This window comes from Streptomyces sp. NBC_00377, assembly GCF_036075115.1.
In the GTDB taxonomy this organism is placed as follows: Bacteria; Actinomycetota; Actinomycetes; order Streptomycetales; family Streptomycetaceae; genus Streptomyces.
Map to the genome: position 1 here is coordinate 4,109,848 of NZ_CP107958.1, position 14,278 is coordinate 4,124,125.

At 73.5% G+C, this 14,278-nt stretch carries 12 protein-coding genes; 5 read left to right on the top strand and 7 right to left on the bottom strand.

What is annotated here, in order from left to right:
- Positions 1 to 14 precede the first annotated feature (14 nt).
- The 4 genes from nadC to OHS71_RS18495 are packed head-to-tail and all read right to left on the bottom strand — an operon-like array spanning position 15 to position 4,676.
- Complete coding sequence (gene nadC / locus OHS71_RS18480; RefSeq protein ID WP_328480475.1) at positions 15 to 1,016, bottom strand: carboxylating nicotinate-nucleotide diphosphorylase; 1,002 nt, start codon at positions 1,014 to 1,016, stop codon at positions 15 to 17.
- A 5-nt stretch (positions 1,017 to 1,021) separates the two neighbouring features.
- Positions 1,022 to 2,737 carry an L-aspartate oxidase gene (locus OHS71_RS18485; protein ID WP_328480476.1) on the bottom strand — a complete coding sequence of 572 codons (1,716 nt, stop codon included), beginning with the start codon at positions 2,735 to 2,737 and terminating at the stop codon, positions 1,022 to 1,024.
- Positions 2,734 to 3,726 (bottom strand): pantoate--beta-alanine ligase, encoded by a 993-nt coding sequence (panC, locus tag OHS71_RS18490; RefSeq protein ID WP_328480477.1) that lies wholly within the window; start codon positions 3,724 to 3,726, stop codon positions 2,734 to 2,736. Before panC ends, OHS71_RS18485 begins: the two co-directional genes overlap by 4 nt.
- Complete coding sequence (locus OHS71_RS18495; RefSeq protein ID WP_328480478.1) at positions 3,723 to 4,676, bottom strand: Rossmann-like and DUF2520 domain-containing protein; 954 nt, start codon at positions 4,674 to 4,676, stop codon at positions 3,723 to 3,725. Before OHS71_RS18495 ends, panC begins: the two co-directional genes overlap by 4 nt.
- Positions 4,677 to 4,906: 230 nt before the next feature.
- Here OHS71_RS18495 and OHS71_RS18500 point away from each other — a divergent pair, with 230 nt between their 5' ends.
- Positions 4,907 to 6,085 carry a threonine aldolase family protein gene (locus tag OHS71_RS18500; protein ID WP_328480479.1) on the top strand — a complete coding sequence of 393 codons (1,179 nt, stop codon included), beginning with the start codon at positions 4,907 to 4,909 and terminating at the stop codon, positions 6,083 to 6,085.
- 434 nt (positions 6,086 to 6,519) lie between these two features.
- Positions 6,520 to 7,626 (top strand): DUF5937 family protein, encoded by a 1,107-nt coding sequence (locus OHS71_RS18505; RefSeq protein ID WP_328480480.1) that lies wholly within the window; start codon positions 6,520 to 6,522, stop codon positions 7,624 to 7,626.
- 115 nt (positions 7,627 to 7,741) lie between these two features.
- Here OHS71_RS18505 and OHS71_RS18510 read toward each other — a convergent pair whose 3' ends face one another.
- Positions 7,742 to 8,413 (bottom strand): response regulator transcription factor, encoded by a 672-nt coding sequence (locus OHS71_RS18510; RefSeq protein WP_328480481.1) that lies wholly within the window; start codon positions 8,411 to 8,413, stop codon positions 7,742 to 7,744.
- Between the two features lie 134 nt (positions 8,414 to 8,547).
- On the bottom strand, positions 8,548 to 9,750 hold the full coding sequence (locus tag OHS71_RS18515) for a sensor histidine kinase (protein ID WP_328480482.1): 1,203 nt from the start codon (positions 9,748 to 9,750) through the stop codon (positions 8,548 to 8,550).
- A gap of 118 nt (positions 9,751 to 9,868) precedes the next feature.
- Between OHS71_RS18515 and OHS71_RS18520 the strand changes: the two genes are divergently transcribed.
- Positions 9,869 to 10,924 (top strand): SAM-dependent methyltransferase, encoded by a 1,056-nt coding sequence (locus OHS71_RS18520; protein ID WP_328480483.1) that lies wholly within the window; start codon positions 9,869 to 9,871, stop codon positions 10,922 to 10,924.
- Between the two features lie 138 nt (positions 10,925 to 11,062).
- On the opposite strand, the gene OHS71_RS18525 is transcribed toward OHS71_RS18520, so the two are convergent.
- Entirely contained in the window at positions 11,063 to 12,214 is a 1,152-nt protein-coding gene (locus OHS71_RS18525) for an NADH-quinone oxidoreductase subunit D (RefSeq protein ID WP_328480484.1), read from the bottom strand.
- A 43-nt stretch (positions 12,215 to 12,257) separates the two neighbouring features.
- Here OHS71_RS18525 and OHS71_RS18530 point away from each other — a divergent pair, with 43 nt between their 5' ends.
- Both OHS71_RS18530 and OHS71_RS18535 read left to right on the top strand, forming a co-directional pair.
- A complete protein-coding gene (locus OHS71_RS18530; RefSeq protein ID WP_328480485.1) occupies positions 12,258 to 12,764 on the top strand; it encodes a PH domain-containing protein in 507 nt (168 codons plus the stop codon).
- Positions 12,765 to 12,973: 209 nt separating this feature from the next.
- Positions 12,974 to 14,269, top strand: a complete 1,296-nt coding sequence (locus tag OHS71_RS18535) for a PH domain-containing protein (protein WP_328480486.1) — start codon at positions 12,974 to 12,976, stop codon at positions 14,267 to 14,269.
- Positions 14,270 to 14,278 lie beyond the last annotated feature (9 nt).

The following is a 14,278-nucleotide window of genomic DNA, read 5'->3' on the forward strand; positions in this document are numbered from 1 at the left end:
CCGGTCCCCGTTCCCTACTCCGCCGCTCGCAGATCCAGACCGATGTCCAGGATCGGCGAGGAGTGCGTCAGGGCTCCGACGGCGAGGAAGTCGACGCCGGTGTCGGCGTACGTCTTGGCGTCGGCCAGGGTCAGCCGGCCCGACGCCTCGAGCAGGGCACGTCCGCCCGCGATGCCGACGGCCTCGGAGCACTCGTCGGGCGTGAAGTTGTCCAGGAGGATCAGGTCGGCGCCCGCGTCGACGACCTCCCGCAGCTGGTGCAGGGTGTCGACCTCGACCTCGATGGGCACGTCCGGGAAGGTGGCCCGCACGGCCTCGAAGGCCTGCGCGACACCGCCGGCCGCGACCACGTGGTTGTCCTTGACCAGCGCCGCGTCGGACAGCGACATCCGGTGGTTGACGCCTCCGCCACAGCGGACCGCGAACTTCTCCAGGGAGCGCAGCCCCGGGGTCGTCTTGCGGGTGTCACGCACGCGTGCCTCGGTGCCCGCAAGGGCGTCCGCCCACGCGCGCGTGGCGGTGGCGATGCCCGACAGCCGGCACAGCAGGTTGAGCGCGCTGCGCTCGGCGGTGAGGAGGTCACGGGTGCGGGTGGTGACGGACAGCAGCTTCTGTCCGGCCTCCACCAGGTCGCCGTCCTCGACGTGCCGCTCGACCTCGAACTCGTCCGTGCAGACGACCGAGACGACCGCCTCGGCGATCCTGAGGCCCGCGACCACGCCCGCTTCGCGCGCGGTGAAGTCGGCGGTGGCGACCGCCTCTTCGGGGATGGTCGCGACGGTCGTCACGTCGACGCCGTGGGCCAGGTCCTCCTGGATGGCGACGTTGGCGATGTCCTCGACCTCCACGGGGTCGAGTCCGGCGTCGGACAGCAGCTGGGCGAGCGCGGGGTCGAGCCCGCACTCCGCGTATGCGGCGTATCCCTCGCCGGCGAAGTCCGTGTCTGCGTCCGTGCCGCAGGCACATCCGTCGCCGCAACCGCCGCTGGGGGCGAGGGGAAGGTCGGGGGTGCTCACTTCTGTCACTGCTCCTGGTGGTGCTGCCGGGTCGGGGGGAAGTCTGCGGTATCGGTGGTGTGTACGGCGAGCGTGCGGTCCGGATTCAGCCGCACGACGATGTGCCGGCGCCAGTTCGTGTCGTCGCGGTCGGCGTGGTCCTCGCGCCAGTGGCAGCCGCGGGTCTCCTCCCGCCGGCCGGCGGCGGCGACCAGGACACGCGCCACGCACAGGAGGTTGGTGGCCTCCCAGGTGTCGACGCCCGGCTCGGCCGTCTTGCCGTTCTCGTCGAGGGCGTCCCGGGCGTCGGAGTGCAGCCGCACCAGCTGGCCTGCCGCCTTCTCCAGGGAGCCGGCGGAGCGCAGGACGCCCGCGCCCTCGGTCATGATGCGCTGGATGGCGAAGCGGGCCTCGGGCGCGAGGAGCGGGTGTGCCGGCTTCTCGGGGTGCTCGACCGGCGCCGGCACCCGCGCGTGCAGCCCGTGGTCGGCCCGGCTCGCCGCGATGTCGGCGACGATGCGCTCGGCGTAGACGAGGCCCTCGAGCAGCGAGTTGGAGGCGAGCCGGTTCGCGCCGTGCACGCCGGTGCAGGCGACCTCGCCGCAGGCGTACAGGCCCGGCACGGTCGTCCGGCCGCGGGAGTCGGTGCGCACGCCCCCGGAGGCGTAGTGGGCGGCGGGGGCGACCGGGACGGGCTCGGTGACCGGGTCGATGCCGTGGACCCGGCAGGCGGCGAGGATCGTCGGGAAGCGGTGCTCCCACATGTCGGCGCCGAAGTGGCGGGCGTCGAGGAACATGTGCTCGGCGTCCTGCTCCTGCATGCGGCGCATGATGCCCTTGGCGACGATGTCGCGGGGCGCCAGTTCGGCCAACTCGTGCTGGCCCACCATGAAGCGCACGCCGTCCGCGTCGACCAGGTGGGCGCCCTCGCCGCGGACGGCCTCGGAGACGAGGGGCTGCTGGCCCTCGGCGTCCGCGCCGAGGAACAGCACGGTCGGGTGGAACTGGACGAACTCCAGGTCGGAGACCTCCGCGCCGGCGCGCAGGGCGAGGGCCACGCCGTCGCCGGTCGACACCGACGGGTTGGTGGTGGCGGAGAACACCTGGCCCATGCCGCCGGTCGCGAGGACGACCGCGGGGGCGTGCACGGCGCCCACGCCGTCGTGCTGGCCCTCGCCCATGACGTGCAGGGTGACACCGGCGGTGCGGCCGTCGGCGTCGGTGAGCAGGTCCAGCACGAGCGCGTTCTCGATCGTGCGCAGTCCACGCGCGCGTACCGCCTCGACGAGCGCGCGGGAGATCTCCGCGCCGGTCGCGTCGCCGCCGGCGTGCGCGATCCGGCGCCGGTGGTGGCCGCCCTCGCGGGTGAGCTCCAGGCCGCCTTCCTCGGACTCGTCGAAGTGGGCGCCGGTCTCGATCAGCCGGCGCACGGCGTCGGGACCCTCGGTGACGAGGATCCGTACGGCGTCCTCGTCGCACAGGCCGGCTCCGGCCACCAGCGTGTCGTCCAGGTGCTGTTCGGGCGTGTCGCCCTCGCCCAGGGCCGCGGCGATGCCGCCCTGGGCCCAGCGGGTGGAGCCGTCGTCGAGCCGCGCCTTGGTGACGACGACCGTCGTCAGTCCGGCGGCCTCGCAGCGCAGGGCCGCGGTGAGGCCGGCAACGCCGGAGCCCACGACCACCACGTCCGCGGCGATGTTCCACCCGGGCGCGGGCGCGTGCAGTCGTATGCCTGTGCTGGTCACGAGGCGGCTCCGAAGGTGAGGGGGAGGTTGTCGATCAGCCGGGTCGTACCGACCCGGGCGGCGACGGCGAGGACTGCCTCGCCGATGAAGTCGTCCTCGAGCTCGGTGAAGTCGGACGGGTCGACCAGCGCGAGGTAGTCCAGTTCGAGCGGTGGATCCAGCCGGGCGGCGTCGTCGAGGACCGCGCGGGCCGCCGCGCGGACGGCCGCCGGGTTGCCGGGGGGCGCCTTGGCGACCGCGTGCGCGTCGGCCGCCGCCCGGGACTCGCCGATGGCGCTGAGCGCCTCGGCACGCGCGCGCGTGGCGGGCACCTCACGCGCGCGTGCCCGCAGCGCCTCCTGGGCCGCGTGCCGGTCGCGGCCCGCGAACAGGGCCTGGGAGAGCGCCAGCGCGGTGTGCCGGTCCTTGGCGGACAGGTAGCGGTTGCGGCTGGACAGGGCCAGCCCGTCCTCCTCGCGCACGGTCGGCACGGCAACGATCTCGACGCCGAAGTTCAGGTCGCGTGTCATGCGGCGGATCAGGGCGAGCTGCTGGGCGTCCTTCTGCCCGAAGAGGGCGGCGTCGGGCCGGGTGAGGTGCAGCAGCTTCGCGACGACGGTCAGCATGCCGTCGAAGTGCCCGGGGCGGGACCTGCCCTCGAGGCGCTCTCCCATGGGGCCCGCGGTGATGCGGACCTGGGGCTCGCCGCCCGGGTAGACCTCGTCCACGGACGGGGCGAAGACGACGTCCGCGCCGGCCTGCTCGGCGAGCTCGAGGTCGGCGTCCAGGGTGCGCGGGTAGCGGTCGAGGTCCTCGCCCTGGCCGAACTGGAGCGGGTTGACGAAGACCGTGACGACGACCTCGCCGTGCGGCCCGGCGAGCTCGCGGGCGGTACGGACGAGGGTGGCGTGGCCCTCGTGCAGGGCGCCCATCGTCATCACGACGGCCCGGCGGCCGGTACGCGTGCGTGCGTGCAGTTCGTCGGCGGTGCGCAGCAGGGTGGCGGTCATCCGGCGTCTCCCTCGGTGCCGTGCGTGCCGGGGGTGCCCGGGGTGGCGTGGGCGTCGGCCAGCACCCCGAGGAGGTCCTCGGCGAGTTCGGGCTTGAGCAGCCCGTGGGCGAGCGCGCGGTCGGCGGTCGCCCGGGCCATCGCCAGATAGCCGGCCACGGTCTGCGGGGCGTGTTCACGCAACTCGGCGACGTGCGCGGCGACCGTGCCCGCGTCCCCGCGCGCGACGGGGCCGGTGAGCGCCCCGTCGCCGGAGCGCAGCGCGTTGTCGAGGGCGGCGCCGAGCAGCGGGCCGAGCATCCGGTCGGGAGCCTCGACGCCGGCCGCCCGCAGCAGTTCCATGGACTGGGCGACCAGCGTGACCAGATGGTTCGCGCCCAGGGCGAGTGCCGCGTGGTAAAGCGGCCGGCTCTCCTCGGCGATCCATTCCGGCTCGCCGCCCATCTCGATCACCAGGGCCTCGGCGGCCAGCCGCAACTCGTCGGGCGCGGTGACGCCGAACGAGCAGCCCGCCAGGCGCTGGACGTCGACGGGGCTGCCCGTGAACGTCATCGCCGGATGCAGGGCCAGCGGCAGGCCGCCCGCGCGCAGGGCCGGGTCGAGGACCTTCGAGCCGTACCGTCCCGAGGTGTGTACGAGCAGCTGGCCGGGCCGTACGGCGCCGGTTTCGGCGAGGCCCTCCACCAGCCCGGGCAGGGTGTCGTCGGGCACGGTGAGCAGCACCAGGTCGGAGCGCTGGAGGACCTCGGCGGGCGGGACGAGAGGCACGTCGGGCAGCATCAGCGCGGCTCGCCGCCTGGAGGCGTCGGAGACGCCGGAGACGGCGACCGGGCGGTGTCCTGCGAGCTGGAGGGACGCGGCCAGGACGGGGCCCACCCGGCCGGCGCCGACGACGCCGACGGCGAGCCGTGCGGGACGGTCCCTGGGGTCTGGCTGTTGGGCTGTACTCACGCGACGACGGCCTTCCGTTCCAGTCCGCTCCGGGTACCGGACGATTTCTCGTCATGTTAACGCTATCCGTCCGAGGGGCGTCCGGTTGTCCACAGGCTGTGGGTTATCCCACCCGTTCGCGGGCGGCGGGCGACGGCCCTGAGGGAACGGGAGAACGGCGGCCGCCGCGGGACGGGGAGGCTCGGAAACGCCCGTGACCCGACGAGCCGCCGCACGGCATCATCCGGGGCATGACACACACGGCGGGACACGGCGAGGAGAAGTCGGCGCAACAGCGCCTGCGGGAGCGACGGGCGGCCGCCTACCGGAAGGCCGAACGGGTCCTGTCCCGGGACGGAGCCCGCAGCACCCTGCGAGACCGGCTGGCACTGCTGCACGAGGCCGCGCCGCACGTCCACGACCTGGACGAGCCCGCGGACCTCTACGGCGACGGGATCGTGGCGGCCCTGGAGGAGCGGGTCGCCGGGCTGCTGGGCCTGGAGGCCGCCGCGTTCTTCCCGACCGGCACCATGGCCCAGCAGGTCGCACTGCGCTGCTGGGCGGGACGCACCGGCAATCCCACGGTCGCACTGCACGCGCTGAGCCACCCCGAGGTGTGGGAGCGGGACGCGTTCACCACCGTCAGCGCCCTGCGCACGGTCCGGGTGACCCGCGAGCCCCGGCTGCCCACGGCCGACGAGGTGCGCGCCTTCGAGGAGCCGTTCGGGGCGCTGATGCTGGAGCTGCCCCTCCGGGACGCCGGTTATGTGCTGCCCTCGTGGGAGGAGCTGACCGAGGTCGTGGAGGCGGCACGCGAGCGCGACGCGGTGGTGCACTTCGACGGGGCACGCCTGTGGGAGACGACCCACCACTTCGGCCGCTCGCTGCCGGAGATCGCGGACCTGGCCGACAGCGTCTACGTGTCGTTCTACAAGTCCCTCGACGGCTTCGGCGGCGCCGCGCTCGCGGGCCCGAAGACGCTGGTGGAAGAGGCGAGGGCCTGGCGGCACCGCTACGGCGGGACGGTCTTCCAGCAGTTCCCCACCGCGCTGTCGGCGCTCGTCGGCCTGGAACGCGAGCTGCCCCGGCTGCCCGAGTACGTGGCTCACGCGCGCGTGGTGGCCGCCGCACTGCGTGAGGGGTTCGCCGAGGCGGGCGGGGTGTGGGCGCGCGTACACCCCGAGGCGCCGCACACGCACGAGTTCCAGGTCTGGCTGCCCTACGAGGCCGACGTCCTCGCCGAGGCGGCGGCGCTCCAGGCCGAGCGGACGAAGGCGATGCTCTTCGCCGGGGCCTGGAGCCGCGGCGGGCCGGGTCTGTCCTTCACCGAGGTCGCCGTCCGTGCCGCCGGACTCATGTGGACGGCGGACGACGTCAGGGCGGCGGCCGTGGACTTCGTGGACCGGGTGGCCGAGGTGCTCAGCCGGTAGGGCGCGGACGCGCGGGCCAGGACCTGCCGCGGCCGAACGCGGGCGGGGCCGCCGGCGAGGACCCCGCGGAACCGCCGTCGGTCGCACGGCTCGTGCATCACCCGCCGGTCATGGGCGCCGGGCGCGGGCACGGGGGGCTCTCCGTGTTGAACGGGCGCGGTAGGCCTGGCGGACGCGGGCACGGAGGGGCTCGCCGTGTTGAACGGGCGCGGTAGGCCTGGCGGACGCGGGCACGGAGGGGCTCGCCGTGTTGAACGGGCGCGGTAGGCCTGGCGTGCGTACTGCCGGGTGATGCTCATGACCGGCTCCTCTCGTGACGGACGTGGCTCCGTAGGCCTTCAGGCAGCGCCCCGGCCGGTGCCCCGCGTCGCGTCGATTGACGGCGGCCGTCAATCGGTGACCGCGTTGTCAGTGGCGCGGTGCACCATGAGGGCATGAGTCTGAGCATCGACATCGCGGGGCTGCGCCCGGAGCGGGTGGCAGTCGTGCCCTCGCCCCTGGCCGAGCTCGGCATGGCGCTGCACGCGCTGTCCGAGCCGGGGCACCATCCCGGCCTCCAGGGCTGGGTCACCGGCGTGACCGCGCGACTCGACTCGCACCTGGCCGACCGGATGTGCGAGGCCGACTTCCTGTGGCGGACGACGTTCTCGGACATCTTCCTGCCGTACGCGGGCATCCCGGGCGGCAGCACGCTCCCCGGGGCCACACTCGCCGAGGAGCTCGACCTCCTGGACAAACTGACGGACGAACAGTTCGTCGACTCCGCGCTGGAGTTCACGTGCGCGCCCGGGTACGACGTGCCGAGCCCCAGCGTGCTCGCCGACCCGGTGCTGCGCCGGCGCGCCCTGGATCTGGCGGCCACGCGCGGACCGAGACAGGTGCGCTTCACCCAGCGGCTGATCGACGACCCGCCACGCGTGCGTGCCTGGCTGCGCCAGTTCCTGGAGGACTGCGACGAGGCGTTCTTCGCCGACGTCTGGGCCCGGGTACGCCTCCCGCTCGCCACGGACGCCCGCTACAAGACCGATCTCCTGCGCCGCAAGGGCCTGGCGGAGGCCCTCGCCTCCGTGTCCTCGGCCGTGACGCTCGACGAGGAAGCCGCGCGGATCACCGTCGACAAGCTCGTCCAGGGCCGCAGCGCCACCGGGGACGGCGGCCTCCTGCTGGTGCCGACAAGTCTCGGCTGGCCGCATCTGATGGTGCTGCACCGGTACGGCTGGCAGCCGGTGCTCCACTACCCGGTCGGCTCGCCCGAGCTGGCCTCGCCGCCCTCGGTCGAGCAGCTGGCACTGCGGATGACCGCCCTGTCCCACCCCGTACGGATGCGGATCTGCCGCCTGCTGGCGCGCAGCGCCTACACCACGACCGAACTGGCCCAGGTGCACGGCGTCACGGCGCCCGAGGTATCCCGGCATCTCGCCGTCCTGAAGAAGGCGGGCCTGATCACCACCCGCCGGCGCGGCCGCTACGTGCTGCACCAGCTCGACGTGACAGTGGTCGCGCGGCTGGGCAGCGACTACCTGGAAGGCATGCTCCGCTAGCCCGCGGCCAACGGGCGCGCCCTCAGGGGCCGGCCGCCCGCTCACCCCGGGAGTTCAACCGGCCGCGCACCCCCAGGATCCAACGGCCGCTCACCCTCAGGGGTGTCCGTGCGGGTCAGCCGTGGCCGCCGGCTCGGACGATGCCCGTCTCGTACGCGAGGACCACCACCTGGACCCGGTCGCGCAGCCCGAGCTTGGTCAGGATGCGGCCCACATGGGTCTTCACGGTCGCCTCGGACAGCACCAGCCGGGCCGCGATCTCGCCGTTGGAGAGGCCCTGGGAAACCAGCACCATGACCTCGCGCTCCCGCTCCGTGAGCCGCTCGATCTCCTTGTGCCGCGGCTCCTTGCCGGTGGTGGGCAGCATCGGCGCGAACCGGTCGAGGAGACGACGGGTGGTGGACGGAGCGACCACCGCGTCACCGCTGTGCACGGAGCGGATGGCTGCCAGCAGTTCGGCCGGCGGCACGTCCTTCAGCATGAAGCCGGAGGCACCCGCCTTCAGCCCGGAGAACGCGTACTCGTCCAGGTCGAAGGTGGTCAGGATCAGCACCTTCGGCGGTTCGGGCTCGGCGCAGATGCGGCGGGTGGCCTCCACACCGTCCAGCTTGGGCATGCGCACATCCATCAGCACGACGTCGACCTCCGTGCCGCACACCACCTGCAATGCCTCGACGCCGTCGCCCGCCTCCGCCACGACCTCCATGTCCGGCTGGGCGGCGAGCACCATCCGGAACCCGGTGCGCAGCAGCACCTGGTCGTCGACGAGCATCACGCGGATCGTCATCGAGTCCTCTTCCGTTACTTCTGTTTCCGTCGGTCGGGTGGCGCGGTGGTGCCTGTTGGTACGGGTGGCGCAAGTGTGTGCGGTGGCGGGCCGTGGGGGGCGTGACAGGTGTCACCAGAGGGCGTGCGTCGACGTCAATGCGCCGGTTTGAGCGGGAGCAGAGCACTGATGCGGAATCCTCCGCCGGGACGCGGGCCCGCGTCCAGGGTCCCGCCCACCATGCCGATCCGCTCGCGCATGCCGATCAGCCCGTGGCCCGCGCCGTCGACGCCGCCCTCCTCGTACAGCTCGTGCGGAGCGCCCTTGCCGTCGTCCTCGACGAGCAGGCCGAGACCGTCGTCGAAATAGACCAGGCGCACGCTGGCGCCCGCGTTGGGCCCGCCGTGCTTGCGCGTGTTGGTCAGCGCCTCCTGGACGATGCGGTACGCCGTCAGCTCGACGCCACTGGGCAGCGGCCGCGGCGTGCCCTCGACCTTGAAGTCCACCGGCAGGCCGGAGCCGCGGCACTGCTCCACGAGGTCCTCGATCTGCTCGACGTCCGGCTGCGGCACGTACTCGCCGCCCTCCTGGTGCTCGCCGGTGCGCAGCACGCCCAGCAGGCGGCGCATCTCGGCGAGGGCCTGGCGGCCGGTGGAGGAGATCGTCTCCAGGGCCTTCTTCGCCTGGTCAGGGGCGGCGTCGAGGACATAGGCGGCGCCGTCGGCCTGCACCACCATCACCGACACGTTGTGCGCGACGACGTCGTGCAGCTCGCGCGCGATGCGGGCGCGTTCGGCGGCGACCGCGACCTTCGCCTGCGCCTCGCGCTCCTTCTCCAGACGGGCCGCGCGCTCCTCCAGCTGCGCGAAGTACGCGCGACGGGTACGGATGGAGTCGCCGAGCACCCAGGCGAGGGCGAAGGGCACCGTCTGGAAGACGATGACCGCGACCTCGCCCGGCACACTCGCGTTCTCGTGCGGCCAGCGCAGCTGCGCCAGGGTGGCAGCGCTCAGCGCCATGACCAGCGCGAGCCGGGAGGCCCAGCGGGCACCGGTCGCCGCGACCGTGTAGACGATCACCAGCAGCGCGAAGTCGGCCGCCGTGACCCCGACGTCCAGCACCAGCTGAGCCAGCCCGAGCGAGGCGGCCAGCACGAGCATGTACTCGGGCATACGGCGGCGCAATGCGATGACCAGGCACAACAGGAACACGACCGGCACCAGCAGCGCCATGGAGTCGGTGCCGCCGCGGTCCTGGCCCGCGGTCCCGGCGGCCGCGGAGATCCCGAACAGGACGAGGGCCCAGAAGCCGTCCACCCCGGTCGGGTATCTGCGGAGGAAGTCATAGAGGCGCTGCACGTGACCCAGCGTAGGGAAGGCCGATGCGTGCAGGGGTCAACCGGAGGGCCGATCCGGTCCGGGCGCGCGTACTCCCCAAGGTGGATGTCGTGATCACCTGTACGCCTAGTCTGGCCGGGTGGTGGACGAGGTGACGGGTGCGGACGAGTGGCGCGGCTGGCGGGCGGCGACGCAGGCCGCGCTGTACGGCGTGGACGGGACGGGCGGCTTCTACCGGCGGTCCGAAGGCCCGGCCGGGCACTTCCGCACGTCCGTGCACGCGTCGCCGCTGTTCGCCGAGGCCGTGGCCCGGCTGCTGTGCCGGGTCGACGAGGCCCTGGGCCGGCCCGCGCCGCTCGACTTCGTCGACATGGCAGCCGGACGGGGTGAGCTGGTCACCGGTGTCATGGCCGCTCTCCCCGACGATGTGGCGGCCCGGACACGCGCGTACGCCGTCGAAGTCGCCGACCGCCCCGCGGGCCTCGCTCACGGGATCGGGTGGCTGTCCGAGCCGCCCGGGAAGATCAACGGGCTGCTGTTCGCCAACGAGTGGCTGGACAACGTGCCCGTGGAGGTCGCGGAGGTCGACTCCGTGGGGGTGACCCGGCTGGTGCTCGTCCGGCGCAGCGGGGCCGAGCGGCTCGGGGAGCCGGTGTCCGGGCCGGAGGCGCAGTGGCTCGCGCGGTGGTGGCCGCCGACCGGCGAGGAGGGTCTGCGGGCGGAGATCGGACTGTCCCGGGACACGGCGTGGGCGTCCGCCGTGTCGTGCGTCGAGAGAGGACTCGCGGTGGCGGTGGACTACGCGCACACGGCGGACGCACGCCCCCCGTACGGGACGCTCACCGGCTTCCGGGACGGGCGCGAGACGCCACCCGTACCGGACGGCTCCTGTGACATCACGGCCCACGTCGCGCTGGACGCGTGCGCGGAGGCGGGAGCGCGGGCGGTGACGGGTGCGCCGCGGACCCGCCTCGGCGCGCGCCTGCTCACACAGCGCGCCGCACTGCGCGCCCTGGGCATTACGGGCGCACGCCCCCCGCTCGCGCTGGCCTCCACGAACCCTGCCGCCTACGTGCGCGCCCTCGCGAGCGCCGGGGAAGCCGCCGAGCTTCTCGCGCCGGGCGGACTCGGCGACTTCGGATGGCTGCTCCAGCCGGTCGGGATCCCCGACGCACCGGACCCCCTGAAGCCCTGAACCTCTGGGCCGGCCGCGCCCGGGTCCGGCCCCTGAGCCTCCGGCCCCACTGCACCCTGGACCCGAACCGGCTGAGCGCCCGGGACCCGGCCGTTCCGCCGCCCGCCGCGTCCGGCTCCCTCCGCCGGCCTACTTGTCCTACTTGTCGATGTCTCCCACCACGAAGAACATCGACCCGAGGATGGCCACCATGTCCGCGACCAGGGTGCCCGGCAGCAGTTCGGTGAGCGCCTGGATGTTGTTGTACGAGGCCGAACGGAGCTTCAGCCGGTACGGGGTCTTCTCGCCCTTGCTGACGAGGTAGTAGCCGTTGATGCCGAGGGGGTTCTCGGTCCACGCGTACGTGTGCCCCTCGGGCGCCTTGAGGACCTTCGGGAGCCGCTGGTTGATCGGACCGGGCGGCAGCTCCGCGAGACGATCCAGACAGGCGTCCGCGAGGTCGAGGGCGTTGTGCGTCTGCTCCAGGAGGCACTCGAAGCGCGCGAGACAGTCGCCCTCGGTCCGGGTCACCACCTTCAGGGTGTCCTGAAGCTCCCCGTACGCGAGATAGGGCTCGTCCCGCCGCAGATCGAAGTCGACGCCGGAGGCGCGGGCGATCGGCCCGCTCACCCCGTACGCGTGCACGTGCTCCGGCGCGAGCGTTCCCACGTCCCGCGTGCGTCCCCGGAAGATCTCGTTGCCGAGCACGAGGTCGTCGAAGACGTCCATGCGCGAACGCACGGCGGCGACGGCGCCACGCGCGCGTGCGGCCCATCCGGCGGGCAGGTCCTCCTTGAGGCCGCCGACGCGGTTGAACATGTAGTGCATGCGCCCGCCGGAGACCTCCTCCATCACGTTCTGGAGCACTTCGCGCTCCCGGAAGGCGTAGAAGACCGGGGTGATGCCGCCCAGCTCCAGGGGGTACGACCCCAGGAACATCAGGTGGTTCAGCACCCGGTTCAGTTCGGCGAGCAGCGTGCGCGTCCACACCGCGCGCCCGGGGACCTCCATGCCGAGCATCCGCTCCACCGCGAGGACGACGCCCAGTTCGTTCGAGAACGCCGACAGCCAGTCGTGGCGGTTGGCCAGCATGATGATCTGGCGGTAGTCGCGTGCCTCGAACAGCTTCTCCGCGCCGCGGTGCATGTAACCGATCACCGGCTCCGCGTGCCGGATGCGCTCGCCGTCCAGGACGAGCCGCAGCCGCAGCACGCCGTGCGTGGAGGGATGCTGGGGGCCGATGTTGAGCACCATGTCGGTGCTCTCCGCGGCACCGCCGATCCCGACCGTGGTCTCCGTCGTGGGAGTCATGGGCACAGTCTCCCTCACGTGCTCACCTACGTACGCTGGCGGTATGGAAACGGGGCGCCCGGGTGGCGTGGGGACGACGGCGGCGGCCGGACCGGTGTGGATCGGACTGCCTCCGGGGCTGTTGCGGATGCGGCGGCTGTTGCTGGTGGTGTGGCTGGGATCGGCAGCGGTCGGCATCGGTCTGCTGCTCGGTCTGCTCGTCGCCCCGGCGTGGGCCTCGTTCGCGCTGCTGCCCCTGGCCGGCATCGGCTGGGGCTGGGTGCTGCTCGGCCGTAACTGGCGCTCCTGGCGCTACGCCGAGCGGGCCGACGACCTGCTGATCAGCCGGGGGGTGCTGTGGCGCGAGGAGACCGTCGTGCCGTACGGGCGCATGCAGCTCGTCGAGGTCACCTCCGGGCCCGTCGAACGGCACTTCGGGCTGGCCAGCGTCCAGTTGCACACCGCGGCAGCCGCCACCGACGCGACCATCCCGGGCCTGGACCCGGCAGAGGCGGAACGGCTGCGCGACCGGCTGACCCAGCTCGGCGAGGCCCGATCGGCGGGACTGTGACGACCCCGGGCGTCGAGGACGGCGTACCCGACACCCCCCACCCCACAGACACCTCGGACGCGACAGGCACCGAAGCAGACCCGGCAGGCACGCCGGCCCCGGAAGTCACGGCCGGTCCCGACGGCACGCCGGCCCCGGGAGTCACGGCCGGTCCAGCAGACCCGGCAGGCGCCGCGGGCCCGGCAGACACGGGCGCCACCCGCCCCCGGTTGCCCGTCACCGAGCGTCGGCTGCATCCCGTCACACCGTTCCGGCGGGCGTGGGCGCCGGTCGCGGTGATCGTCGGATGGGCCGTGCACGACCCCAACCAGGCGCAGGAGCAGCTGACCCGGCTGACCACCACGACCCTGCTGATCGCACTCGCCGTCCTCGTCCCCGCAGCCTCCCTCTACGGTTTCTTGACCTGGTGGTTCACCCACTTCTCGGTGACGGACAGCGAACTGCGGATCCGGACCGGCCTGCTGTTCCGACGCGCCGCGCACATCCGTCTGGAACGCATCCAGGCGATCGACGTCAGCCGGCCGCTGCTGGCGCGGATCGCCGGCGTCGCCAAGCTCCGGCTCGACGTGGTCGGCGCCGAGAAGAAGGACGAACTGGCCTTCCTGGGCGAGGAAGAGGCCCGTGTGCTGCGGGCGGAGCTGCTCGCGCGGGCGGCGGGCTTCGCGCCGGAGACGGCGCACGAGGTCGGCGAGGCGCCCGCGCGTGAGCTGTTGCGCGTGCCGGCGCGCGAGCTCGCGATCGCGCTGGTGCTGACCGGCGCGACCTGGGCTGCGCTGGTCGCCGCGCTCGTCGTGCCGCCGGTGCTGTGGCTGGCCACCCACAGCGTGTGGACGGTGCTCGCGACCGGTGTGCCGCTGCTCGGCGCGGCGGGCGCGAGCAGCGTGGGACGGTTCGTCGGCGAGTACGACTGGACGGTCGGCGACTCGCCGGACGGGCTGCGGATCGACCACGGGCTGCTGGACCGCACCCATGAGACCGTGCCGCCGGGGCGCGTGCAGACCGTGCGGATCGTCCAGCCGCTCCTGTGGCGCCGGCGCGGCTGGGTGCGGGTCGAGCTGGACGTGGCCGGCTCGGCCAACTCCGTGCTCGTCCCGGTCGCCCCCCGCGCGGTCGCCGAGGCCGTCGTCGCGCGCGTGCTGCCCGGCGTGAGCGTCCCGTCCGAGGCGTCGCTGTCGCGCCCGCCACGGCGGGCCGGGCGGTGCGTGCCGCTGTGGTGGCGGGGCTACGGGATCGCCGTCACGGACACGGTGTTCGCCGCCCGGCACGGACTGCTGCGCCGGAGGGTGGCGCTGGTCCCGCACGCCAAGGTGCAGAGTGTGCGGCTGACGCAAGGGCCCTGGCAGCGCCTGTGGCGGCTCGCGGACGTCCATGTGGACACGGGGGCCGGTAAGACCGTCACGGCCCGGCTGCGGGACGCACAGGAAGCCGCGGAGCTGCTCTCGGCGCAGGCCGAACGGTCTCGGACCGGGCGCCTGGACGCCCGGCCCGACCGGTGGATGGCCTGAGGACACCGC